Source organism: Pseudomonas sp. F8002 (assembly GCF_013385495.1).
GTDB lineage: Bacteria > Pseudomonadota > Gammaproteobacteria > Pseudomonadales > Pseudomonadaceae > Aquipseudomonas.
This window is the reverse complement of the sequence record NZ_JACAPW010000003.1, coordinates 104898-129406: the sequence shown is the minus strand read 5'-3', so window position 1 is coordinate 129406 and position 24509 is coordinate 104898. Positions and strand designations below refer to the sequence as shown.

General features: G+C 61.3%; 22 protein-coding genes. All 22 read right to left on the bottom strand.

The genetic code is table 11. The features are described 5' to 3' along the window. Window positions 1-136: 136 nt before the first annotated feature. The 22 genes from HX811_RS05630 to HX811_RS05525 all read right to left on the bottom strand — a co-directional run bounded on the left by HX811_RS05630 (window position 137) and on the right by HX811_RS05525 (window position 24507). Window positions 137-484, bottom strand: a complete 348-nt coding sequence (locus tag HX811_RS05630; protein WP_003214564.1) for an Hpt domain-containing protein — start codon at window positions 482-484, stop codon at window positions 137-139. A gap of 30 nt (window positions 485-514) precedes the next feature. Then, window positions 515-2233 (bottom strand): fused response regulator/phosphatase, encoded by a 1719-nt coding sequence (locus HX811_RS05625; RefSeq protein ID WP_177045155.1) that lies wholly within the window; start codon window positions 2231-2233, stop codon window positions 515-517. Beyond that, complete coding sequence (locus tag HX811_RS05620) at window positions 2230-2535, bottom strand: STAS domain-containing protein (protein ID WP_177045153.1); 306 nt, start codon at window positions 2533-2535, stop codon at window positions 2230-2232. The genes HX811_RS05625 and HX811_RS05620 overlap by 4 nt, the downstream gene beginning before the upstream one ends. Window positions 2536-2623: 88 nt before the next feature. After that, entirely contained in the window at window positions 2624-3073 is a 450-nt protein-coding gene (fliJ, locus tag HX811_RS05615; protein ID WP_008434833.1) for a flagellar export protein FliJ, read from the bottom strand. Window positions 3074-3076: 3 nt separating this feature from the next. Beyond that, window positions 3077-4435 carry a flagellar protein export ATPase FliI gene (fliI, locus tag HX811_RS05610; protein WP_087694334.1) on the bottom strand — a complete coding sequence of 453 codons (1359 nt, stop codon included), beginning with the start codon at window positions 4433-4435 and terminating at the stop codon, window positions 3077-3079. Further along, entirely contained in the window at window positions 4425-5189 is a 765-nt protein-coding gene (fliH, locus tag HX811_RS05605) for a flagellar assembly protein FliH (RefSeq protein ID WP_008434837.1), read from the bottom strand. The genes fliI and fliH overlap by 11 nt, the downstream gene beginning before the upstream one ends. A gap of 10 nt (window positions 5190-5199) precedes the next feature. Continuing rightward, a complete protein-coding gene (fliG, locus tag HX811_RS05600; protein WP_003214577.1) occupies window positions 5200-6219 on the bottom strand; it encodes a flagellar motor switch protein FliG in 1020 nt (339 codons plus the stop codon). After that, on the bottom strand, window positions 6212-7987 hold the full coding sequence (gene fliF, locus HX811_RS05595; protein ID WP_177045151.1) for a flagellar basal-body MS-ring/collar protein FliF: 1776 nt from the start codon (window positions 7985-7987) through the stop codon (window positions 6212-6214). Before fliF ends, fliG begins: the two co-directional genes overlap by 8 nt. Window positions 7988-8001: 14 nt before the next feature. Further along, window positions 8002-8334, bottom strand: coding sequence for a flagellar hook-basal body complex protein FliE (gene fliE, locus HX811_RS05590; protein ID WP_003214581.1), 333 nt, complete (start codon window positions 8332-8334; stop codon window positions 8002-8004). A 129-nt stretch (window positions 8335-8463) separates the two neighbouring features. Continuing rightward, a complete protein-coding gene (locus tag HX811_RS05585) occupies window positions 8464-9846 on the bottom strand; it encodes a sigma-54 dependent transcriptional regulator (RefSeq protein WP_177045150.1) in 1383 nt (460 codons plus the stop codon). A 6-nt stretch (window positions 9847-9852) separates the two neighbouring features. Next, a complete protein-coding gene (locus HX811_RS05580) occupies window positions 9853-11064 on the bottom strand; it encodes a PAS domain-containing sensor histidine kinase (RefSeq protein WP_032899354.1) in 1212 nt (403 codons plus the stop codon). 110 nt (window positions 11065-11174) lie between these two features. After that, window positions 11175-12650 carry a sigma-54 dependent transcriptional regulator gene (locus HX811_RS05575; RefSeq protein WP_003214588.1) on the bottom strand — a complete coding sequence of 492 codons (1476 nt, stop codon included), beginning with the start codon at window positions 12648-12650 and terminating at the stop codon, window positions 11175-11177. Window positions 12651-12821: 171 nt separating this feature from the next. After that, window positions 12822-13118: a hypothetical protein gene (locus HX811_RS05570; RefSeq protein WP_003214590.1), complete on the bottom strand. Its 297-nt coding sequence runs from the start codon at window positions 13116-13118 to the stop codon at window positions 12822-12824. A gap of 24 nt (window positions 13119-13142) precedes the next feature. Continuing rightward, complete coding sequence (fliS, locus tag HX811_RS05565; RefSeq protein WP_003214591.1) at window positions 13143-13538, bottom strand: flagellar export chaperone FliS; 396 nt, start codon at window positions 13536-13538, stop codon at window positions 13143-13145. 129 nt (window positions 13539-13667) lie between these two features. Next, the gene (fliD, locus tag HX811_RS05560; protein ID WP_087694336.1) at window positions 13668-15059 is read right to left on the bottom strand and encodes a flagellar filament capping protein FliD; all 1392 of its coding nucleotides are present in this window, start codon (window positions 15057-15059) and stop codon (window positions 13668-13670) included. An 80-nt stretch (window positions 15060-15139) separates the two neighbouring features. After that, entirely contained in the window at window positions 15140-15499 is a 360-nt protein-coding gene (locus HX811_RS05555) for a flagellar protein FlaG (protein WP_177045148.1), read from the bottom strand. 74 nt (window positions 15500-15573) lie between these two features. After that, the gene (locus HX811_RS05550; protein ID WP_087694338.1) at window positions 15574-17007 is read right to left on the bottom strand and encodes a flagellin; all 1434 of its coding nucleotides are present in this window, start codon (window positions 17005-17007) and stop codon (window positions 15574-15576) included. Window positions 17008-17273: 266 nt separating this feature from the next. Next, entirely contained in the window at window positions 17274-18203 is a 930-nt protein-coding gene (locus tag HX811_RS05545) for a ketoacyl-ACP synthase III (protein ID WP_003214601.1), read from the bottom strand. Window positions 18204-18506: 303 nt separating this feature from the next. Next, on the bottom strand, window positions 18507-20090 hold the full coding sequence (locus tag HX811_RS05540) for a flagellar hook-associated protein 3 (RefSeq protein ID WP_003214602.1): 1584 nt from the start codon (window positions 20088-20090) through the stop codon (window positions 18507-18509). 14 nt (window positions 20091-20104) lie between these two features. After that, window positions 20105-22141 carry a flagellar hook-associated protein FlgK gene (gene flgK, locus HX811_RS05535; RefSeq protein ID WP_177022174.1) on the bottom strand — a complete coding sequence of 679 codons (2037 nt, stop codon included), beginning with the start codon at window positions 22139-22141 and terminating at the stop codon, window positions 20105-20107. 10 nt (window positions 22142-22151) lie between these two features. Beyond that, window positions 22152-23414, bottom strand: coding sequence for a flagellar assembly peptidoglycan hydrolase FlgJ (gene flgJ, locus HX811_RS05530; protein ID WP_003214604.1), 1263 nt, complete (start codon window positions 23412-23414; stop codon window positions 22152-22154). A gap of 4 nt (window positions 23415-23418) precedes the next feature. Next, the gene (locus tag HX811_RS05525) at window positions 23419-24507 is read right to left on the bottom strand and encodes a flagellar basal body P-ring protein FlgI (RefSeq protein WP_032899355.1); all 1089 of its coding nucleotides are present in this window, start codon (window positions 24505-24507) and stop codon (window positions 23419-23421) included. Window positions 24508-24509 lie beyond the last annotated feature (2 nt).

Genomic DNA, 24509 nt, shown 5'->3' with positions numbered 1-24509 from the left:
AGCAGCTCTGCTTTCGCTCTGGTTTTTGATGGGGCAGAGCGCTTTGGTTACTGTGCCGCTTTTGCAAAGTGACTCGCTGCAAGAGCGAAACCATAAGCCGCCGTTACCGAAGAAACGGATATACACACCAAAAGCATCAGAGCTGAAACCGCCCCCGCTCATGCTCATACAACGGCCGCACCAGCGCGAATTCATGGTCAATCTCATCCACCAACTGCGCCAAATCCGCAACCACAGGCTTGGCGGACTTATCCTCGAGCAACTGACAAAGCTCAGCCAACCGCACCGCCCCAAGATTACCGCTACTCCCCTTGAAGCTATGCGCAATCCGCCCAAGCGCCTTGGCATCATCCCGAGCCCGGCGCAACGCCTCTACCCGCTTTTGCGAGTCATCGAGAAAAGTGTCGAGCAGCTTCGGATACTCGCCCTCCATGACCTCCTGCAAGCCAGTCAGCACATCGGGGTCCAGATGAATCTCTGCCACTTGTTCGCTCCTTGATCAAGAATCGGCGGATTATGCCAGAGCCTTCCATGAAAACTCCACGCACACACACCGCCCGCCGTCAGACCAGCCTACATCGCTGCTCAACTGGCGCACCAGGCTCAATCCCCTACCAGACAGACGGTCAACATCCAGCGGCCTGGCCAGCACCTTATCCACATCAAACCCGGCCCCACTGTCCTCGATCCGCAGCGTCAGACCCCCCCCCTCCCCGGTCGGCACCACATCCAGGCGCACCCGCACATACCCGCTATCCAACCGCGCCAGCCGCTCATTACGCTCGCGGTAATACGCAGCAAACCCCTGCGCATCCCGCTTGAGCCGCGAATCCAGCCCCAGCACACCATGTTCAAGCGCATTGGAATACAACTCCGCCATCACGCTGTACAACGCCCCGCTCTGCTCCCGCAGCCCATGAATCTCCAACAGCAACTGCAACAAATACGGCAAAGGGTTGTAGGACTTGAGCGTCTCGGCACGAAACTCAAAACTTACCGACCAATCCAGCGGCGACGACTGCCCACTGTCGGAATACACCACCGACGACGAACGCAACGGCTCATCCGCCTGCAGGCTGATCTCCACCATGCTGATGTCATCGCGCACCTCACCGCGAAAACCCGCCAAGGCCTGTTCGATCTCCTCGAACAACCGGTCCGGCTCGCGATTGGCCGCAAACACCTGCTGCAACCGCTCGGCGCCAAACAACTGTTCATGGGCATCGGCGGTATCCAGCACACCATCCGACAGCAAAAACACTCGGTCACCCAGCGCCATCGGCCAGACTTCAGTGCGGTCATCAAACGCCTCGGCCGCCAGCACGCCCAATGGCAAATGCCGCGACACCAGCGGCGTACGCTTGCCGGTGGTGACGTCATGCACGTAGCCGTCGGGCATGCCGCCATTCCACACTTCCACCACCCGTCGCTGGGCGCTGAGGCACAGCAAGGTGGCACAACAGAACATGTCCACCGGCAGGATGCGCTTGAGCTTGGCGTTCATCTCCCGCAGGGTTTGCGCCAATCCGTAGCCCTTGGCAGTCATGCCGTAGAACACTTCCGCCAGGGGCATGGCGCCGACCGCCGCCGGCAAACCGTGGCCGGTAAAGTCCCCCAGCAGCACATGCATATCGCCCGACGGCGTGTACGCGGCCAGCAGCAAATCGCCGTTGAACAGCGCGTAGGGCGACTGCACATAACGAATATTCGGCGCGGCGTTGATGCAGCCCGAGTGGGCCACCTTGTCGAACACCGCCTTGGCCACTCGCTGCTCCTGCAGCAGGTAGTCGTGGTGCCGGGCGATCAGGTCGCGTTGCTGCAACACCGTGGCCTGCAAGCGACGCAGGCGATCCATGGCATTGATCTTTGCCGCCAGGATCACCTGGTTATAGGGTTTGGCCAGGAAGTCGTCACCCCCGGCATCCAGGCACTGGGCCAGGGCTTCGCTCTCGCGCAGGGAGGTGAGGAAGATGATCGGCACCAGCGCCTCCCCCGCCCGCTGCTTGATCTGGCGGGCCGCCTCGAAGCCGTCCATCACCGGCATCAGGGCGTCCATCAACACCAACTGCGGCCGTTCACGGGTAAACACATCGACCGCTTCCTGGCCGTTACTGGCGGTCAGCACCTGGTGGCCCTGGCGGCGCACGATGGTCGACAGCAACAACAGGTCGGCGGCGCTGTCTTCGGCGATCAACACCGTCAGCGCCTCGAGGACCGGGGCCAGGACGCTCAAGTGAGGTCGAACAGTTTGTCGAAGTTGGAAATGGCCAGGATCTTGCGCACATCGGAGTTGGCGTTGACCACCTGCACTTCGGCATTGTCGCCTCCGGCATGGTCACGCAAGAGCAGGAGCATGCCCAGGGCCGAGCTGTCCATGTAGGTGGTTTCCTTCAAGTCCACCACGTAGATCTCGGGCACCTTGTCGAACCGCTCGTAGGCATCACGAAAGGCCTGGTGGCTACCGAAATCGAATCGCCCCCTGACGGTGATCGTCAACTTCGTCCCGTCCAGGGACACTTCTGATTCGACTGACATACGACTGCTTCCTTGTCATTGGCAATGTGCAACAAGGTGTAGCAGGTGATAGGGAAGTGGGCAAATCCATGTAGGAGCGAGGGCGTGGTTAATAGGGGTTTTGGCGGGGAAGACGCTGGGACAATTCATCCAGCAATTTCTGCTCGCGCTTGTCTTCCAGTGCACGGGCTTCGTCGATGTAGCGCTGCACCAGTTTGCGCAGGCCTTCGACCCGGGCATAGGCCTGTTGCCAGCTGTCGCGGGCCTTGTCGACGTTGGCCTGGTGCCAGGCCAGGCTCTGGCGCTGCTGGCCGACGGCGGTTTCCAACTGGTTGAGAAAGCCCTGGTAGCCCATCAGCCACTGCCCGGAGACGCCCTTGCTGCCACGCTCGATCCACTGCTGCTGATACTCGCCGCGAAAGCGCTCCAGATCCCCCAGCTTGCTTTCCGCCAGGCGAACCTGGCCCTGGAAGTACCCCAGGCGCTGGACGGCGGTCTTTTCAGCTTTTTCGGCCATGTCCACCACCGGGGCAAGGCGCGCGGCGCGAGTGTTGGCCATGGTTTATCCGCCCGGCGCCGGCGCGAAGATGGTGCCCAGGTGTGCCTCGCTTTCACCCATGCTGATCTTGTCGTTGAGGCCCTGGCGCAGGTACGTCACCAGTTGCGGTTGCAGGGCAATCGCCAGGTCGGTCTCGCGATCGCCGCCGGCCACATAGGCGCCGACGCTGATCAGGTCGCGGCTCTGTTGATAACGCGACCACAGTTGCTTGAACTGCTGCGCGCGCATCATGTGCTCCGGGGTGACCACCGACGGCATCACCCGGCTGATGGAGGCTTCGATGTCGATGGCCGGGTAGTGCCCTTCTTCGGCCAGGCGCCGGGACAGCACGATGTGCCCGTCGAGCACGCCCCGCGCCGAGTCGGCAATCGGGTCCTGCTGGTCATCGCCCTCGGAGAGTACGGTGTAGAACGCAGTGATCGAACCACCACCGGCTTCGGCGTTACCGGCACGCTCCACCAGCTTGGGCAGCTTGGCGAACACTGACGGCGGATAGCCCTTGGTGGCCGGCGGCTCGCCGATGGCCAGGGCGATTTCCCGCTGGGCCTGGGCGAAACGGGTCAGGGAGTCCATCAGCAGCAGGACGTTCTTGCCCTTGTCGCGAAAATATTCGGCGATGCGTGTGCAGTACATCGCGGCGCGCAGGCGCATCAGCGGCGCGTCATCCGCCGGCGAGGCCACCACAACCGAACGCTTGAGGCCTTCTTCGCCGAGGCTGTGCTCGATGAATTCCTTCACCTCCCGGCCCCGCTCGCCGATCAGCCCGACCACGATGATGTCGGCCTCGGTAAAGCGCGTCATCATCCCCAGCAACACCGACTTACCGACGCCGGTACCGGCAAACAGGCCCAGGCGCTGGCCGCGGCCCACCGTCAATAAACCGTTGATGCTGCGAATGCCCACGTCCAGCGGCACGCTGATGGGGTTGCGCTTGAGCGGGTTGATGGTCGGGCCGTCCATCGGCACCCAGTCTTCGGCCTTCATCCCGCCCTTGCCGTCGAGGGCGCGCCCGGCGCCATCCAGCACGCGGCCGAGCATGCTCATGCCCATCGGCAGGCGGCCGGTGTCGGCCAGCGGCACCACGCGAGCGCCGGGGGCAATGCCGGCAACGCTGCCGACGGGCATCAGGAATACTTTGCTGCCGGAGAACCCCATCACTTCGGCTTCGACCTGCACCGGGTGGTAGCTGTCGTCGTTGATCACCATGCAGCGGCTGCCCATGGCGGCGCGCAGGCCTTCGGCTTCCAGGGTCAGGCCGACCATGCGCAGCAGCCGGCCCTCCAGGATCGGCTGGCCGGGCAACTCGGTGACTTCGGCATAGCCACCCAGGCGCTTGGCGAAGCTGGTGCGATCAAGGCGCATCGGGGGTGTCCAGCTCGACACTCAAGTCCGGCTCTGCCGGGTGCAGCGCCTGCTCGTGCAACTGATCGAACAGCTTGGCCATGATCTGCGTGATGCGCGTCTCCACCGTGGCATCGATGCGGCTGTGCTCGGTCTCGACCCGGCAACCACCGGGCAGCAGCGCAGCGTCTTCGACGATGCGCCAGGTTTCTTCATGGCGCTCGCGCAGGGCTTTGACCTGTTCGAAATCCTGCGGGTTGATGTACAGCCGCACGTTGCCGACGCCCAGGGGCAGCAGCTTGAGGGCTTCGCGCATCACGCTTTCGATTTGCGTGGAGTCCAGGGCCAATTCGCGCTGAATCACCTGGCGGGTGATGTGCTCCACCAGCCCGACCATGGCTTTTTCAATCTGCGAGTCCTGCTCGGCGATGGGCTCGAACAGGCTGCCCATCAGGGTTTCCAGGCTGGCCAGCTTGACGCTCAGCGCGGCCTCGGCTTCCTGGCGGACCTTGAGGGTGGTGCTGCGAAAACCGTCCTTCTCGCCGGTGGAGAAACCTTCGTTGTAGGCTTCCTGACGAATGCTTTCGAGCTCTTCCAGGGTCAGTGGCTGGACTTCCTCCAGCGGCACTTCTTCCATCTCGGCCGGGGGTTCTTCTACCGGCTCCGGCTCAGGCTCCGGACGATGCGGGTCGAAACTGGGCAGCGACCAGACGTCGAACCCTCCGACGTCCCGTGCGCGAATCAGATCGCTGGGCGTCTCATCTTTGTTCGACATGCGCGGCGCCTTAAATCATTTCTTCGCCGCCCTTCCCACCGAGAACGATTTCTCCGGCTTCGGCCATACGGCGGGCAATGGTGAGGATTTCCTTCTGTGCAGTTTCCACGTCGCTGACGCGCACCGGGCCCTTGGCCTCGAGGTCGTCGCGCAACAGTTCGGAAGCCCGCTTGGACATGTTCTTGAAGATCTTTTCCTTGACGCCTTCGTCGGAGCCCTTGAGGGCCAGCACCAGCACGTCGGAGGAGACTTCCCGCAGCAACGCCTGGATGCCACGGTCGTCGACATCGGAGAGGTTGTTGAACACGAACATGAGGTCTTCGATCTGCACCGACAGGCTGTCGTCGATCTCGCGGATCGAGTCCATCAACTGGCCTTCCACCGAGCTGTCGAGGAAGTTCATGATGTCGGCCGCACGCTTGATGCCGCCCAGGGTGGTGCGCGAAGCGTTGGAATTGCCCGAGAACTGCTTCTCGAGAATCGTGTTCAGTTCTTTCAGGGCCGCCGGCTGCACGGTGTTCAACGACGAGACGCGCAGGATGATATCCAGGCGCACCTTATGGTCGAAGTGGCCGAGCACTTCACCGGCCTGGTCGGGGTCGAGATACGCCACCACGATCGCCTGGATTTGCGGGTGTTCGTAGCGGATCACGTCGGCCACGGCCCGCGGCTCCATCCACTTCAGGCTGTCGAGGCCGCTGGTGTTGCCACCCAGCAGGATGCGGTCGATCAGGCCATTGGCCTTGTCTTCGCCCAGGGCCGAGGTGAGCATCTTGCGAATGTAGCTGTCGGAGCCGACGCCCAGGCTGGTCTGGTCGCCGACGATCTCGACGAACTCGCTCATCACCTGCTCGACTTGCTCGCGGTGCACATTGCGCATTTGCGCCATGGCCACGCCGACACGCTGAACCTCTTTGGGCCCCATGTGGCGCAGCACTTGGGCGGCGTCGGTTTCTCCGAGGGACAGCAACAGCACGGCGGCTTTGTCGACCCGGGAGAGTTTGGCTACTGCAGCTCGGCTATCACTCATCTGCGTTAATCCACTCTTTCACGACCTGGGCCACACGACCCGGGTCTTCGGCCACCAGGCTCTTGATTGCGTTCAACTGAGCGTCGTACCCCTCGCTCGGGCTCGGCAACAGAATGCTTTGCGGGCCACCGAGGCTCACGCGGTCGTTGGCCAGTTCGCCATCGAGGCCGCCCATGCCACCCAGCTCGACGTCGCCACCGGCCAGGGCCAGTTGCTTCTTGCCGTGGCCGGTGATGTTGTTGAGCACCGGGCGCAGTACGCCGAACACCAGCACCAGGATGAACAACACACCCAGCACTTGCTTGACGATGTCCCAGAACCACGGCTGAGTATAGAACGCTGCCTCGGCGATGACTTCGCCACGCTCGGCGGAGAACGGCATGTTGATCACGCTGACGCTGTCGCCACGGCTGGCATCGAAGCCCACCGCGTCCTGCACCAGGCGAGTGAAGCGCGCCAATTCATCGGCGCTCCATGGGGCGCGGGTGATGGCGCCGTCTGCGGCATTGACCTTGACCTGGTCATCCACCACCACCGACACCGACAGGCGATTGATCCGGCCCTGTTGCTGCTTGGTGTGGCTGATGGAACGATCAAGCTCGAAGTTCTTGGTGGACTGGTTGCGCTTGTCGGCCGGGTACGGCGCGAGCATGGGCTGGCCGGTGGCCGGGTCCATGATCTGCTGGCCGTTGGCGTCCAGCAGCGGCTGGCCAGGCTGCACCGCGCCTGCGGTAGCGGCAGCGCCACCGGTGGTTTGCGGGGCAGTGGCCGGGGTTGGCGGCTGGTTGCTCAGGGCACCCGGCACGCCTTGCGGGCCATTGCTGGCGGTACGTTGCTCGGTGGTCGATTGCTCGCTGCGCAGGGCCGGCTGGTCCGGGTTGAACTGCTCGGAGGTCGATTCGACGGCACTGAAGTCGACGTCGGCCGACACCTCAGCCTTGTAGCGATCATTGCCCAACACCGGTTGCAGGATGTTGTGCACCCGCTGGGTCAGCATGCTTTCCATGCGACGGCTGTAGTCGAACTGCTTGCCGGCCATGGTCAGCGAAGAGTTCTCCGCGAGGTCCGACAGCAGGTTGCCCTTCTGGTCGACTACGGTGATCTGCGACTTGCTCAATTCAGGAACGCTGGTGGCCACCAGGTTGATGATCGCCAATACCTGGCCAGGCTCAAGGGAGCGGCCGGCAAAGAGTTCGACCAGGACCGAGGCACTGGGCTTGCGTTCATCACGCACGAACACCGAGCTTTTCGGAATCGCCAGGTGCACGCGGGCGCCCTTGACGTTGTTCAGGGCAGAGATGGTGCGCGCCAGTTCGCCTTCCAGGCCGCGACGGTAGCGGGTGGCTTCCATGAACTGGCTGGTCCCCAGGCCCTGGTCCTTGTCGAGGATTTCAAAGCCGATATTCGCGTCGGACGGGGTAACGCCGGCAGCCGCCAGTTTCATCCGCGCACGGGCCACATCGTCGGCCTTGACCAACAGGGCGCCGGAATTCGGTTCGACGGTGTAGCTGATGTCTGCCGCCGCCAGGGTTTCCATGATCTGCTTGGAATCCATGCCCGCCAGGCTGCCGTACAGCGGGCGGTAATCCGGTTGCTGGGACCACAGCACCACGGCAAAACCAATCGCCACGCTGGCAGCCAGGCCGACCATCAGGCCTACCTGACGCAACATGGTCATCTCGGAGAGGTTTTCCAGGAACGACAGGCCAAACAGCGGCGGCTTGCCGTCTGCCTTGGCGGGTGCGTTATCCACGAGTGCTTCTGCCATGACTCAAATCGTCCTTAAACCGGCATCTGCATGATGTCTTGATAGGCTTGAACCAGTTTGTTGCGCACCTGGGTCAAGGCCTGGAATGAAACGCTGGCTTTCTGCGAGGCGACCATCACGTCGGTGAGGTCCACGCCGCTCTTGCCGATCTCGAAGGCGGTCGCCAACTGATTGGATGCCTGCTGGGTGTCGCTGACTTTGTTGATGGCCTGGCCGAGCATGTCGGCAAAGCTGCTCTGGCCCAATTCCGGTACGGCTTGCGCGGCGGATTTCGGTTGAGCCATGGCATCCATTTGCATGGACCGCATATCCAACATCAACCGATTGAACTCAACACCTTGGCTCATGAACTTTCTCTCCGACGACCCGCAATTTTTTGACACTACACAGCGATTACAGGGGTGGTAGCAACAAGGGTGCCAGCTCCGTGGCATTCTGTAAGAAAAGGCGACTGGCCCTGTCGGCTTTGAGAATTTTCAGGTGGCGTAGAGGTAGGCTTCCACGTCCATCCCGGCGTCACGCATCTGCGCCAGCTTGTAGCGCAGGGTGCGCGGGCTGATGCCCAGGCGCTCGGCGGCTTCTTTGCGGCGCCCGCGCTCGGAGCGCAGGGTGTCGATGATCATCTGGAATTCCCGGCGACGCAGGTCGTCGCCCAGGGCGCCGGCGGATTCGGCAGGCACGGCTTCGACCTGTGGCGCGGCAGCCAGGCTCGGCTGCGGGGCTGCGCCCGCGCCCATGGCCAGGCAGAAATCCTGGGGCTGGATCAGGCCGCCCTGCTGCAAAATCAACGCACGCTGGATCGCGTTGTCCAGTTCCCGCACGTTGCCGGGCCACGGGTAGCTGATCAGACAGGCCTGGGCCTCGGCCGACAGGCGCGCCTGGGCATGCTTCATTTTATTGACGTGCTTGCCCAGCAGGCGCTCGGCCAGCGGAATGATGTCTGCCGGGCGCTCGCGCAACGGGCGCCAGGCCAACGGGAACACCGAGAGCCGGTAGAACAGGTCCTCACGGAAGCGCCCCGCCGCCACTTCGCCCGCCAGGTCGCGGTTGGTGGTGGCGACCACACGGATGTCCAGTTGGATCGGCTTGCGTGCGCCCACCCGCTCCACTTCGCGCTCCTGCAATACCCGCAGCAACTTGGCTTGCAGGCCCAGGGGCATTTCGGAGATTTCGTCGAGCAGGATGGTGCCGCCGTCAGCCTGCTCGAACTTGCCGGCCTGCGCCGCGATGGCGCCGGTGAACGAGCCCTTCTCATGGCCGAACAAGGTGGCTTCGAGCATGTTGTCGGGAATGGCCGCGCAGTTGATCGCAATGAACGGCTGGCTGGCACGATGGGATTGCTGGTGGATGTAGCGCGCCAGTACTTCCTTGCCGGTACCGGACTCGCCGGAGATCAGCACGGTGGAATCGCTGCGGGCAACACGGGCCGCCAGTTCCAGCAATTGCGCGCTGGCCGGTTCGAAGGCAATCGGGCCTTCACCCTCGGCAGCGCCCAGGGTGCCAAGGGCATGCCGGGCGACCAGTTCGATCAAGGCTTTGGGTTCGAAGGGCTTGACCAGGTAATCCGCAGCGCCCTGACGCATGGCGTCGACGGCACGCTCCACGGCGCCGTGGGCGGTCATCAGCAGCACCGGCAGTTGCGGCTGGCGCGCACGCAACAGGCCGAGCAACTGGTGTCCGTCCATACCCGGCATGTTGACGTCGCTGACCACCAGACTGAAGGACTCCTGCTCCACCGCGTCCAGGGCTTCTTCGGCAGAACCGACCGTCCGATAGTCATGGCCCGCCAGCAACAGCGTGTCAGCCAATGCTTCACGCAGGGCGCGATCGTCTTCAACCAATAAAACCTTGATAGCCATGACCTTTTACTCCGCGCTGACGGCGCATGAAAACAGCGGCAGCGTGATCAACGCGCACGTGCCACGACCCAACCGGGAATGCAGCTGCAATTCTCCCTGATGCGCACGGGCGACTGCCTTGACCACGGTCAGGCCCAGGCCGGTCCCGTTGGTCTTGGTGGTAAAAAAAGGCTCGCCGAGGCGCTGCAGCACCACCGGGTCAATCCCGCTGCCGCTGTCGCTGATGCTCAGGCGCAGGGTCTCGCCACGGTTGTACAGGTGCACCTTGAGCCGCGCCCCGGGGCCGCTGGCCTGGGTCGCGTTTTCGATCAGGTTGAGCAGCGCGCCCACCAGGGTGTCGCGGTTGCACAGCAACTCGCCGTAATGGCTGTCGCACTGCCAACGGACTGACGCTTCCTGGATATGAGTGGCGGCCGCCGCTTGCAGGGACTGCATCAAGGCGGCCGGGGTGACGCGATCGGTCAGCGGCAATTCGCCGCGGGCAAACACCAGCATGTCGCGCACCTGATGCTCCAGTTCGTGCAGGCGCTCCTTGAGGCGGCCGGCAAAACGCTGGTGGGTGGCGGCGGGCAATTGCTCATCAGTCAAATGACTGGCGTAAATCAGCGCGGCCGACAATGGCGTACGAATCTGGTGGGCCAGGGAAGCGACCATTCGCCCCAAAGACGACAGGCGCTCATGGCGGGCCAACTGGTCTTGCAGGTGCCGGGTTTCAGTCAGGTCGTTGAGCAACACCAACTGGCCAGGCTCGGCATCCAGGGAACGCGTGGCGATGGACAGGCGGCGTCCATCCTTGAGGGAAATTTCGTGGCCGTCGTCTTCCCGGGGGGCAAAGCAGCGGGTGATGACCTCGCGCCACAGCTCGCCCTCCAGCGGCAGGCCAAGCATGTTGCAGGCCGCCGGGTTGGCTTCGCGCACACGGCCCTGCTCGTCGATGACGATCACGCCACCGGGCAACAGGTCGAGGAGGTTTTGCAGACGGTTGGCCAGTCGCTCTTTCTCGGCCAGCTCTTCCATGCGCTGGGCACTGACCACGGCCAACTCGCCTTTAAGCTCGGAAACCCGGGCTTCCAGCAGGCTGTAGGAGTCAGTCAACTGGCTCGACATCTGGTTGAACAGGGAAAAAGCCTGTTCAAGCCCCAGACGGCTGATCTGCTCTACGGAGGGGGCCGGCCCCTGAGTGTCAGGGACCGAAGATAGTTGGGCGGCGTGGGGCATCATGCTCTCTCGCTTGGCTGACCGTCAGTTAAACGGAACGTTGCGAGTGCTGTAGCAATACCCGTGCCTAAAAAAATAGGCTTAGTTTTCAGTCAGTTGAAAAACAGGCGTCAATCATCCGCCTGTTCATCACCTTCCTTGCGACTCATGCCGTACTTGCGCATCTTCTCCACCAGGGTGGTACGCCGGATGCGCAGGCGCTCGGCGGCACGGGCGACGATACCGTTGGCGTCGTCGAGTGCCTGCTGGATCAGGCCTTGTTCGAGGCTGCCGAGGTAGTCCTTCAAGTCCAGGCCTTCCGGCGGCAGCATGGCGGTGGAGCCGAAGTCCGGCGTGTGGCCGTTGATGGCCACGCGCTCTTCCAGGTCGCTGCGCAGGCTGTCCACCAATTGCTCGTCTTCGTCGTCGACGTAGCGGAATTTCTTCGGCAGCTCGACCACGCCGATCACCCCGTACGGGTGCATGATAGCCATGCGCTCCACCAGGTTGGCCAACTCGCGGACGTTGCCCGGCCAGCCGTGGCGACACAGGGACATGATCGCCGCCGAGTTGAAGCGAATCGAACCACGCTTTTCGTGCTCCATGCGCGAGATCAGTTCGTTCATCAGCAGCGGGATGTCTTCGACGCGCTCGCGCAGGGGCGCCATTTCGATCGGGAATACGTTGAGGCGGTAGTACAGGTCTTCGCGGAAGCTGCCGACCTCGATCATGCTTTCGAGGTTCTTGTGGGTGGCCGCGATGATGCGTACGTCGACGCTCTGGGTCTTGTTGCTGCCCACGCGCTCGAAGGTGCGCTCCTGCAATACCCGCAGCAGCTTGACCTGCATCGGCAGCGGCATGTCGCCGATTTCGTCGAGGAACAGGGTGCCGCCGTTGGCCAGTTCAAAACGCCCGGCACGGCTGGTGATCGCCCCGGTAAAGGCACCCTTCTCGTGGCCGAACAGTTCGCTTTCCAGCAGTTCTGCCGGGATCGCCCCGCAGTTGACCGGCACGAACGGCCCGTCACGACGCTTGGAATGGTAGTGCAGGTTGCGTGCGACCACTTCCTTGCCGGTGCCCGACTCGCCAAGGATCAGCACACTGGCGTCGGTGTCGGCTACTTGCTGCATCATCTGGCGCACGTGCTGGATCGCACGACTGGTGCCGACGAGGCTGCGGAACAGGTTGGGTTCGCGGTGACGGCCGCGCTCGCGGGCCTGGTCGTACATCTCGCGGTAGACCTGGGCACGGTGCAGGGAGTCGAGCAATTTGCTGTAGCTGGGGGGCATTTCAAGGGTGGAGAGCACGCGGCGGCGCTGGTCTTCCGGAAGGTCCACGGAAGAAATATCGCCCATCAGCAACACCGGAAGGAACTCATCCCAGGTCGACAGTGTCTTTAACAAGCCCAGCACTGCACCAGGAGCGTTTACCGTCCCGATCAGCACACAAATGACTTCGCGGCTCGACGACAAAGAGCTGACCGCCTGCTGCCAGTCGTGGCTGCCGCAGGGTAGATTTTCTTCGCCAAGAAAATTCAGGATCACCGCCAGATCGCGGCGCCGAACGCTATCGTCATCGATCAGCAGAATTTTGGTTTCACGCCACATGCAATAGCAACTTCCCTAGTAAAACTCTAATGCCCTCGAGTTGGGGCAATCTAGATTGCTGTAGGCATTTTCTGCGCTACGGCTTTCTGACGTCTGAAAATAGCACTAGTTAAGTCAAAAAATCGTGCACAGTCAAATTTATGACGCGCGGTGTTCGGATTAACTGAGCCTTCAGCCGAACATATGGTAAACCTTTGACGCATGTTTAGCTCGGTTGAACTGCGACATCTCTTCGAAAATAGCCTGTCGCTCCCCTGTCGTCGCCTCAAGCAACTGCTGGTAGACCGAAAGCAAGTCTTCCAGTTTTGCCCGAATGGCTGCCTCATCCGCCGATTCCTCGTTGAGCGCAGCATCGATCAACGCGCGGCAGCCCAAATCCAGTTCGCCGATCGCACCCCAGTTGCGTTCAGCCAACGCCTCGGACAGCGCCTCACGGGTCTCGTCGATTTTTTGCAATGCTTGGCTCATGACATCGTCCTCAGGCCTTACGGCCTACTGTACCTCTGTGGCAATACCGTCCCAGCCTTCCTTGAGCGTAATCATCAGACCTGCGACCTCATCGATCATCGCAGCGTCATTCTGACGGTTGGCTTCCAGCAGGCGCATGGTCATGAAGGCATACAGGTTATCCAACTGCTGCAGTGCAATCGGGTCCGGGGTCTTCTCGGGGTTCAGGCCGTCACGCAACCCGACGAGGATGTCCACCGCCTTGCCCAGCATCAACCCCTTCTGCGCGATATCACCGCGAGCCATCGCACCCTTGGCCTGCGCCATACGATCCAGTGCGCCTTCCATCAGCAACTGCACCAGGCGGTGCGGGCTGGCTTCGGAGATCTGGGCGTGGGTGTTGACCTTCTGGTATTGGCGAAGGGCTCTCATGGGATTCATGTTTCTACCTCGTGACAGGCGACAGCTAAAAGGGTGGACGCTGATTATTATGTCGACGGCGTTACACAAAACTTTAGCCCGCCTGGCGCTTTGACTCAGCGCCTTCGGCGGGTTTTATCCATCCGCCAATCAGGTGGACTTCGGATTGTTCAGCGAGTTGAGCGTGGTCATGACGCTGTCGCCCTGAGCCTTGAGCTGGGCAACCAGGGAGTCCATGGCGTTGTATTTCAGGGTCAGGGACGCCGTCAGGGCATCAGAGCGCGTGTTCAGGGCGGTCTGTTGGTTGGTCAGGTCCTTGAGGTTGTCCTGCAGGGTCGTGGACTTTTGGGCGAACACCCCGGTCTTGCTCAGCGCATAGTTGGCTGTGGCATTCGTCAGGCTCGTCAACAGCCCATTGGGGCCGGTGAAGATGCTGTTGATGTCGGAGCCGTTAGTGAGGGCGGCCTTGTCAAACGCCACATCACTGACGCTCAGCGTGCCCGCTGTCTGGTCCGTGGTCACGCCAAACTGCGCCAGGGATGAAAACGTGCCGCTACCGGTCACCGAGTTCATCACGTTGCGGATCGACGCCATCATGGTACGCACAGAGCTGTCCCCGGTCAGCGCGCCTGGCGTGACGGAACCGTCGGCATTGGTGGTGACCTGAGTCTCGGCATTCACAGCCTTGACCAACGCTGTGTAAGTGTCCGTGAAACCCTTGACTGCCGACTTCAGGGTGGCGGCGTTCGCAGACACCTTGATCGTCGAATCGCCGTTAGGGCCGTCGGCAGCTGCCGAAACCCCCGTCAACGTGATGCTCACACCACTGATTGCGTCGGGCAGGGTATTACTCGTGGACTCTTGAGGACTGCCGTCCAGGGTATACACGGCGTTCACCGGTGCCGCGCCCACGACAGTCGCGCCCGTATCCAGGCCCGAGGACCCCTTGAAGGTGATGTCACTACCTTTACCGGTAGTCGAGGACGTGACCACCAACCGGGAACCGTTGGAGTCAGTCAGGATGTTGGCACTCAAGCCCGAATTGCCGTACTGCGTGTTGAGCGAGTCACGCACCTGCTGCAGGGTCCCGCCCGGCGGCACACTGACGCTGTAATCCTTGCCGGACTGGGAGACCGTAAACACCGTCGCCGAAGCCCCGGAATTGACGACGGCCGTCGGCCCGCCAGGAATCACTGCCGTGGAGACTTTGGACGCCGTGGCCAACTTGGTAACGTTCAACGTAAAGTTACCGGCCGCGGCACCCGGGCCCAACGTGACCGTCGCGAGCTTATCGTTCGAAACCGTCGAACTCAGGCCGCTGAAGTTGACGGTCTTGGTCATATTGTCCAGCGCGCCCCGGAACGCGTCCAGGGCCGCCTGGATTTTACCGATCGAGGTCAGTTGCGCAGTGGATATTTTGGTCTGGCTGTCGATCTGCGCTTGCTTGGGTGCGGTTTGCGAACCCACCAATGACTTAACAAGACCTTGAACGTCGATACCCGTACCCGGGCCGTTGACCGTTAGACCTGCTACGACTGTCATCGTCTTTCTCCTAATCCGGGGCTGATGCTTTATTGACGAATCACACTCTAGGCAGTTTTCGCAACAAAGTTCATGCCAGTTTAGACCTTGGCGTCAAACAGCAAGCTGCTGGCGTCATGAAGGCTCTGGGCGAGTTTCAGGGCCAATTCCGAAGGAATCTGGCGAATGACTTCACCGCTCTCGGTTGCGATGACCTTAACCACAACCTGGTGGGTGGAGTCATCAATGGAAAAATCCAGTTTGCGCTGGGCAGCCTGGATGAATTCGTTTATGTCCTTGACCGCTTTTTTCAAATCGGTGTGGCTCGATGACTGCTGGGCATCTTTCGCGCCAGCAACGGAGTCCACCTTGGGTTTCTGCGGATCGGCACTGACAGGAGCTGGAGCATTCTGTGGCGCTGCCGCAGGGTAAGACAGGTTCAGTTTGACGCTCATGTCCATGACCAATCACCTCATTAGACAAAAGACAAAAGGGCACGTAAACGCGCCCTTCCGTCAGTTACCAAGCGCCGTTATTACTGAAGCAGCTTCAGTACAGCGGATGGCAGTTGGTTCGCCTGGGACAGGATCGCAGTCGAAGCCTGTTGCAGGGTTTGTTGCTTGGTCAGCTGAGCGGTTTCAGCAGCGAAGTCAACGTCCTGGATCACGCCACGGGCAGAAGTGGAGTTGTCCGAGATGCTCTGCAGGTTGGCGATGGTGTTGTCGAAACGGTTTTGTACAGCACCGAGGTCAGCACGCTGGGAGTCGATGGTGGACAGTGCCTGGGTCAGCACGTCAACAGCGCTCTGTGCGTTGGCAGCGGTGGTCACGTCAGTGTTGCTGACAACGACTTTGCCCGAGTTGACAGCAGTAGCACCCGCTGCGCCGAACACGCCGGTAACGCCGTCGCCAGCCAGCGAGTAGCTGGAGCTGGAGTTCAACGAGACTTGGCCAGTAGCAACCAGGTTTGCAGCGGTCAGGGTTGCGGCAGTGCCGAACTGACCGTTGCCGCCCTTGGTTTGCACGCCGATGGTCTGGCCGCCAGCGTCAGCACCGGAGAAGGTGAAGTTCTCACCCGAGTCGGATTTGATCGACAGGGAGTCGGTCGACTGGTCGAAGTTAACGCTGATGCCCAGTTTGGCAGCGTTGGAGTTCAGTTGGTCAGCCAGGTCAGAAGCTTTGGTGATACCGGTGAAGCTAACCGAAGCGCTGCCTACGGCCAGAGTGAAGCTGCCACTTGGGTTAGGAGCCGCGAAGGCTGGAACAGTGAACTTGGCTTCGTTGCTGGCAGAGGCCTGCAGGCCGCCGACCGCGCCGTTCAGTTGAGCAGCGATAGCCTTGGCAGAGGCGCCGGCAGCAATGGTCAGTGCAGCAGAGGTCTGGCCGCCACCGGTAACAGTGATAGTGCCGCCTGCAACGCCGGCGCCTGGAGTCTGAGCACTGGACAGCAGCTGCTGCGAACCAATGTTGTTAGCCGATACGTTGCCCAGGCTCATGTTGATGGTCTGGTTGGCGTTGGCGCCCACTTGGAAAGCGGTAGTACCGAAAGAACCGTCCAGCAGGTTACGACCACCGAAAGTGGTGGTAGAAGCGATACGGGTCAATTCAGAAGTCAGAGCCGCGTACTGAGCCTGGTTCGACTTACGGTCGTCAGCGCTGAGGGAGCCGTTAGCGGACGACAGAGCCAGGGAACGCATGGTCTGCAGGATGTTGGTGGATTGCTGCATCGCGCCTTCAGCAGTTTGCGCGATGGAGTTACCGTCACCGGCGTTCTTGATGGCAACGCCCAGGCCGTTGATCTGGCTGGTCAGACGACCAGCGATTTGCAGGCCGGCCGCATCGTCTTTGGCGCTGTTGATACGCAGGCCGGAGGACAGGCGCTGCATGGAAGTTTGCAGGGCGCTGGAAGCCTTGTTCAGGTTGTTCTGAACGGTCAACGAAGCAAGGTTGGTGTTTACTGTTAATGCCATGACGAAATCCTCGTGGGTGGTGTACTGCGGCTTCCGGCCCTGGCAACCGCCGGGTGTGGCCTAGAGAACCTTCGTAATAGTTATCGTCGTGAAAGCAGGTTGCTTGAGGACTTTTTTGATTTTTTTTACTGGCGCCGTGCCACCCCTTTTAATTCAAGCATTTACGATAGCCCAAACCCCAGCAATTGTTGGCTTTCTGGCGCCAAATAAAAAACGCCCATGATCTTTCGATCATGGGCGTTTTTTTGTGCAGCGCCTTTAAGTCGTCAAGGGCGGTGCAAAATCGCCGAGCCCCAGGACAGCCCCACACCAAAACCACTGATGGCGACGCGCTTCCAGGTGGAGTCGAGCATGTGCTTTTCCAGCAGCAGCGGAATGCTCGAGGACACGGTGTTGCCGGTCTCGACCATGTCCTTGATGAACTTGTCCACCGGCGCGTCTTCGAAACGCCGGGCCACGGCGTCGACAATCGCCGCACTGCCCTGGTGGATGCAGAACGCATCGATCTCGTCAGCCTTGAGGTCCGATTCGTTGAGCAGCTCGTGCAAATGCGCCGGCACCTTGAGCAAGGCGAAGTTGAACACCTGGCGGCCGTTCATGAAGAACACGCCATCGCTGACCTTCAAGTGCGGCGCACCGGAGCCGTCAGTGCCGAACTTGGACTTGCCCAACTGCCACGGCGCGTCTTCACCCATCCAGGTGGCGGTAGCGGCATCGCCGAACAGCATGGTGGTGTTGCGGTCTTCCGGGTCGACGATCTTCGAGTATGGATCGGCGGTCACCAGCAGGCCGTTCTTCAGGCCGGTAGCCTCCATGAAGCCCTTCATCGCATAGATGCCGTAGACGTAGCCCGAGCAGCCCAGGGAAATATCGAAGGCCGCCACGTGCGTCGGCAGGCCCAGCTTGTCCTGGACGATGGCGGCGGTGTGAGGCAAGCCCTCTTCGTCGCCATTCTGGGTAACGACGATCAGCGCATCGATGGACTCGCGCTTCAAATCGGGGTTGTTGGCAAACAAGGCGTTGACCGCCTCGACGCACAGATCGGAGGTTTCCTGCGCGGCATCCTTGCGCGGCAGGAACGCCGAACCGATCTTGCCAATGATGAATTCTTCATCCTTGGCGAATTTGGCACCCTGGGCGTAGTTATCAATCCCGTCTGCCGGCACGTAACTGGCGATGCTTTTTATGCCAATCATTGTGGCTTCCCAATACTAAATAGCTGGAGAACACCCCGCGAGACACGTCGCCGGGTGCTGACAATAATGGGGATGACCCCGCAAAAAACTCGCCGAAAACCGCCTTTGTACCCTGGCGGCAGGCCCTCGCAGAGACCTGGCGACGACCTATCCTTTTCACACGATACAGTGAAGATGCGCTTTATGACTCACAGGTCACTCAATTTTCTGCGCTTTGTGCGAAACACGGGGACATACAAACGCCAAAAACCACAACGGCCCACCCCGTTTCCAGGGTGAGCCGCCGGTTTGCAGCTGCGGACATCACATTTTGTTGAACAGGCTCAACTGAGAGATTTTCACAAAGGCCAACTGAGAGGCCTGCAACATGGTTTGCTGAAGCTGCAGGTTGATCGCCGCCTGACCCATGTCGACGTTGCCCAGGGAACTCATGGTGTTGGTATTGGCAGTCCCCAGGCTGGTGTTTTCATCTGTTTGAAGATCCAGGGCATTCTGGCGAGCACCAATGGAGCCGCGCACCTGGTCAATCTGTGAACTGGCGTTGTTCAGGTTGCCGATGGTTTTGGCCACCACATCCTTGAGGTTGTTCTGCGCGACCAGATTGCCGTCAGCCGGCGTTTCCAGGGCTTTGCGCAATTGGCTCAACGTGTCCAGGGCGTTTTCGTTCTTGTTGCTGACGGCGCTGACCGCAAACTGGTCGCCCGCCCCTGGCGCACCACTGATGTCGAACGTCACGCCGGCCGCGTTGATCGAGGTGGCACCGGCAGCCATGGTGCCGGTCGCGATGGTCTTGCTGTTCGGACTGTAGGGCTGCGCATACACCTCATACGTGGTGCCGCTGGTGAATTTGATCACCGCACCGGTATCAGGGAAGGTGCTGGCGTAGGCCGCCTGATCCGTCACCTGGCCACCGGTCACTTGTGCAGTCGACGCGTTGCCTGGCGAACGCGAAGCACTGAAGGTGTCCGGCTTGGATTGCAGGGTGAACGCCTTGCCCGCCACCAGTGCGTCGGAGTCAGCGCCGGGCGCAACGTCCGCGCCGAGCGTCAGGCTGATATCGAACTTGACGCCGCGCAGGTTGACGCTGGAAGCGCCCTCTTTAGTCGCGTCGAAAGTGCCGTTGCCGGGAATCTCCGAGGTAACGTCGTTACCGTCCTTGTCGGTCACGGAATACTGCGTGCTGCTGCTGAAGGTCAGCTTGTAGGGCTGGCCGTCGGTAAAACTCTTGGTGTAGGTGACACCGGAGGTCACCGTGCCCGCCGATACCGCGACCTTGCCGTCATTGACCGCAGGCGGCAACAACGTAGCCTGGGTGCGACCGGTGTTGGTCGAACTTTCCATCATCGACTTACCGGTGTCGCCCCCCGCCATCGACAGATTGTCCGAGATCTGCAAGCTCAGCGGCGTCTCGTCACCCTGATACGTGTAGGTGCCGTCGTTATTGCGGATGTAAGGCGGCGTGTCGGTTTTCGACCCGGAAAACATGTAGTTGCCGTTGGCATCCTTGGAGTTGAGCAAGCCCAGCACCTGGTCCTCAAGCGCGCCCACTTCGCTGGCGATGGATTTACGATCGTCATCGCTCAGGGACTGGTTGGCCGCACGCAGCGCCAGTTCATTACCGCGCTGCAAGGCGGTGTTGATGCTCTTTAACACCGATTCTTCGTTGGTCAGCGAGTTCTGCAGGGTGTTGATGTTGCCGTTGAACTGGCCAAGCATGTCTTTCTGTTGCTGCAATTGCAGCAAGCGCGCGGCGGCGACCGGGTCATCGGAGGCGGTCTGCACCCGGATACCGCTGCTCGCCTGGTCCTGGGCTTTCACCACACCGGAATAGTTCGTCTGGTACTTGCTGGCGCTGGTGTCGAAATACTGCTGTGTAGAAATACGCATCGTCCCAGACTCCTTTAAAGGGCATTAATCAGTGTGCTGAAAGTTTCTTGCGCAGCCTTGATGATCTGCGACGACGCGGTGTAGTACTGCTGGAACTTGATCATGTCACCCGCCTCTTCATCCAGGTTGACCTGGGACACCGAGTTGCTGGCCGCCTTGTTCGCTGCCAACAGCGCACCCGTCGCGGTGGAGTCGGTAGCGGCCTGGCTGGCTTTGGAGCCCACCTGCGACACGAGTCGGGCGTTGGCGCTGACCAGGCTCACACCCGGGCTGCCGTCGCTGGCGCCCACGGTGGCCTTGGTCTGCAAGTCCAGCAATTGCTGGGCGTTGCGGTTGTCGGAGGTGCCCGAAGCGTTGAACGAGAAAGTCGTGCTGTCACCATTGGCAGGCGAGCCGCCGACCGTGGTGTCGAAGTTGAAGCTTTTGCCCGGGATCAACGCACCGGAGGCATCGCGCATCGGTACGTTGATGCTGATCTTGTTGCCCTGGCCCGGGATGATGGTGCCACTGCCGATCGGATTGCCTTGCGCGTCGCTCACCGTATACGACTGGGTGCCGTCGGCGGCCGGCTTGCCAAAGAGCATTTTTACCGGCATGGAGTTTTCGATGCCGGCGCGCAACTGGGCGGTATCAGCGCCGCCATGAATATCCAGCGGCACAGTCAGCTGAGGCGGTGTGAACGTACCGGTGCCGGTGTTGGTCTTGCTTGCGTTCCCCGCCAAGGGGCCCGCGAAGGCGAGCTTGTTGACGTCCTTCAGGTCGACACCGATGCCCGTGGCCCCGTTGGCCGTGGGGCTGACCTTGAAGCTGTCACCGGCAGCCATGGGCCCTTTGCCGTCCAGTGCCAGGGTAAAGCCATCAATCACCGGCGGCGGCGTGGTGGTGGTGTCGAACGAACCCATGGCCTTGCCGTCGGAGCGGACGACGCTGTACTGGTTACCACTGGTAAACGTGACTTTGTAGTCGTAGGTCGTCAGCTGGCTGCTGTCCTTGATCGTGACATTCAGGTTGCCAGACCCCGCGCTGTTGCCGGCGGCCCCTTGGCTACGCTGGGAAATCGCCGCCGCGCTGTTGATATCGGTGAACAGCGACGAACCGAATTCGCCGTTGAGGTCCAGGCCCTGGCCCAACTGGTTGTTGATCGTGTCTGCCGTGGCAATCGCGATGCGCCCCAGATCATTGATGGCCGGCATCAGCACGTCACTGCGATAGCGCAGCAAGCCACCGATACTGCCGCCGGTGACCACATTGCCAAGGTCAATGGACGAGTCGCCCATCGAGAGCTGGATGGTGTACTGGCTATTGTCGGTGCTACTCGGTACCGCAGAGATATTATTGGATATCCCGCCTTCCACCAGCGACTGCCCCGTACCGGTCGTAATACTGAACTGTCCGTTTTTTTCCGTGGCCGTAACGCCGATCAGCTCGTTGAGCGAGCGCACCGCTTCGTCACGCGAGTCCAGCAGGTTGGCCGGCGCACTGCTGGAAGTCCCCTGGGCCTGGGCAATCTGCTTGTTGAGCGAGGCGATCGAGGACGTCAGCTTGTTGACCTGGTCCGTCATGGTGCTCAACTGACTGTTGATCGTTTGTTTCTGCTGGTTCAACTGGCCGGAAATGGAGTTGAAGCGGTTGCTCAGGGTCTGGGCGCTGGTCAGCAGCAATTGGCGCGCGGACACGTCGCCCGGGGTGGCAGAAGCCGTCTGCGCCGCCGCGAAAAAGGCACTGAGCACCGAAGACATGCCGGTGTTGGAATCCGACAAGGTCTTGTCGATGGCACTGGCCTGGTCCAGGTAGGCGTTGGCATCGCTGTCGAGTGCCGTGCTGTTCTGGTAAGCCGTGGTGAGAAACTGGTTGTACACCCGACGCACGTCCGCGAGGGTCGTACCGGTGCCGATAAATACGCCGCCGTAGGCGTTCGACGCATTCGCGGTCTGAGCGCTCTGTTGACGCGAGTATCCCGGGGTGTTGACGTTGGCGATGTTGTTACTTAAGACCGACAACGATCCCTGGGCGGCATTGAGCCCCGACATCCCGATATTGAGCAAACTCATGATTCAGACCTTATAAATGAGTGGAAGCGCCCGCGGCAGCGTAGTTCTGGTAGCTGTTCATCGTTTTTGCGATCTGCGAAATCTTGCTGGCGTAATCCGGGTCGGTTGCATATCCGGCTTTTTGCAACTCGCGCACAAACTGTTCCGGGTTGTCGGCTGATTTCACAACTTCTTTATAGCGATCATTGCTTTGCAGCAACGTGACCAGGTCATGGAAGCTGTCCTGGTAGGAATTGTAGGAACGGAACTGCGCCGTCTCCTTGACCATCGCGCCATCGCGAAACTCGCTGGTGATCGCCCGGGCCTGTTCGCCCTGCCAACTCTGGCCGGCCTTGATGCCGAACAGGTTGTGGCTGCTGGTGCCATCCTCGGCACGCATCACCGATTTACCCCAACCGGTTTCCAAGGCGGCCTGGGCCACCAGGTAGCGTGGGTCGACGCCAATCCTCGCAGCGGCCTGCTTGGCCATCGGCAACATGGTGGCGACAAATTCATCCTGCGAGCTGAAGGCTTTCTTCGCCGGTGCCAGCGGTGGCTGGGCGACGGCACGGCCGTAAACCTGCATCTGCCCGCGAGGCGGTATGGCGGCAAGGCTGCGGGCGGTGCTGTTGACCACGCCATCATCGGCAGCGCTGTTGCGCAGCGGCGCGGCCTTGGCGGCAGTGGAAGCCTCGGCACCCGGCACGATGCCGGCCAGCAGGCGATCCGTCAGCTTGCTCGGCAACGAGATGCGTCGCTGGTTCATCAGCGCCATGTCGTTGGCGTGGGAGTTGGTGCCTTCAGGCACCGCCACGCGGTATGCCCACAATGGCCGCTGACCATTGCTGCGGCCCAGCGGGCCATCGGCCTTGGTACCGGCGGCAATTTCAGTCGGCACATCCACCTTCTTCGCGGGCGCAGCCGGGCCTTGCAGGGTGGCCGCCTGGGCGTCCACCGGTTTGTTCTTCTGCATCTGGCGCAGCAGCACGTCCGCCAGGCCGATACCACCGCCCTCGCGAGACAGGGAAACCGCCAACTGCTGGTCGTACATTTCCTGGTACTGCTTGGCCGCCGGGGTATTCAGCGGGTTGTCCTTGCCCAGGGCTTCGGTGGCCGAACGCATGGACTTGAGCATCTCGCCGAGAAACAGCGACTCGAATTCCTGCGCGACCTTGCGCATGTTGCCGTCGCTGTTCTTGTCGCCGACCTTCAACTGGTTAAGCCGGTTGAGGTCGGAATAGGAACCCGAATCCGCCGTGCTGGTCAGGCCGCTCTTGCGCATGTCCATGGCCATGGCGTCAGATCACGATCAGGTCGGCTTGCAAGGCGCCGGCCTGTTTCAATGCTTCGAGGATCGCCATCAAGTCGCCGGGCGCTGCGCCCACCTGGTTCACCGCACGGACAATCTCGTCCAGGGTGGTGCCGGGGCCGAACTTGAACATCGGCTTGGCTTCTTGCTGGGCATTCACCCGCGAACGGGGGACCACGGCAGTCTGGCCGTTGGACAACGGGCCAGGCTGGCTGACGATCGGGTCTTCGGTGATGGTCACGGTCAGGCTGCCGTGGGTCACGGCCGCTGGCGAAACCTTGACGTTCTGGCCGATCACGATGGTGCCGGTCCGCGAGTTGATGATGACTTTCGCCACCGCCTGGCCCGGGTCAACCTCAAGGTTTTCCAGCAGAGACAGGTAGTCCACACGCTGGCTTGGGTCCAGCGGTGCCGTCACACGAACCGAGCCGCCATCGATGGCCTGGGCCACGCCCGGGCCGAGCAGCTCATTGATCTTGTCGACCACGCGCTTGGCGGTGGTGAAGTCAGAGCGATTGAGGTTCAGGGTCAGGCTGTTGCCCTGGTTGAAGCCGCTGGGCACGGTGCGCTCCACCGAGGCACCACCGGGAATCCGCCCGGCCGACGGCACGTTGACGGTGATCTTCGAACCGTCGCGGCCTTCGGCATCAAAGCCACCCACCACCAGGTTGCCCTGGGCAATGGCGTAGACGTTGCCGTCGATACCTTTGAGCGGGGTCATCAGCAAGGTGCCGCCGCGCAGGCTTTTCGAGTTACCCATGGACGAGACGGTGATATCGACCACCTGCCCCGGCTTGGCGAACGGCGGCAAGTCAGCGCTGATGGACACCGCCGCGACGTTCTTCAACTGCACGTTGCCCGAGCCCGGCGGTACCTTGATGCCGAACTGCGAGAGCATGTTGTTGAAGGTCTGCAGGGTGAACGGGGTCTGGGTGGTCTGGTCACCCGTGCCGTTAAGCCCCACCACCAGGCCGTAGCCGATCAGTTGGTTGGACCGCACGCCGGAAATGCTCGCGATGTCTTTCAAGCGCTCGGCCTGGGCGCCTGCGCTCAGGGCCAGCAGCAACATCGCAGCCATCA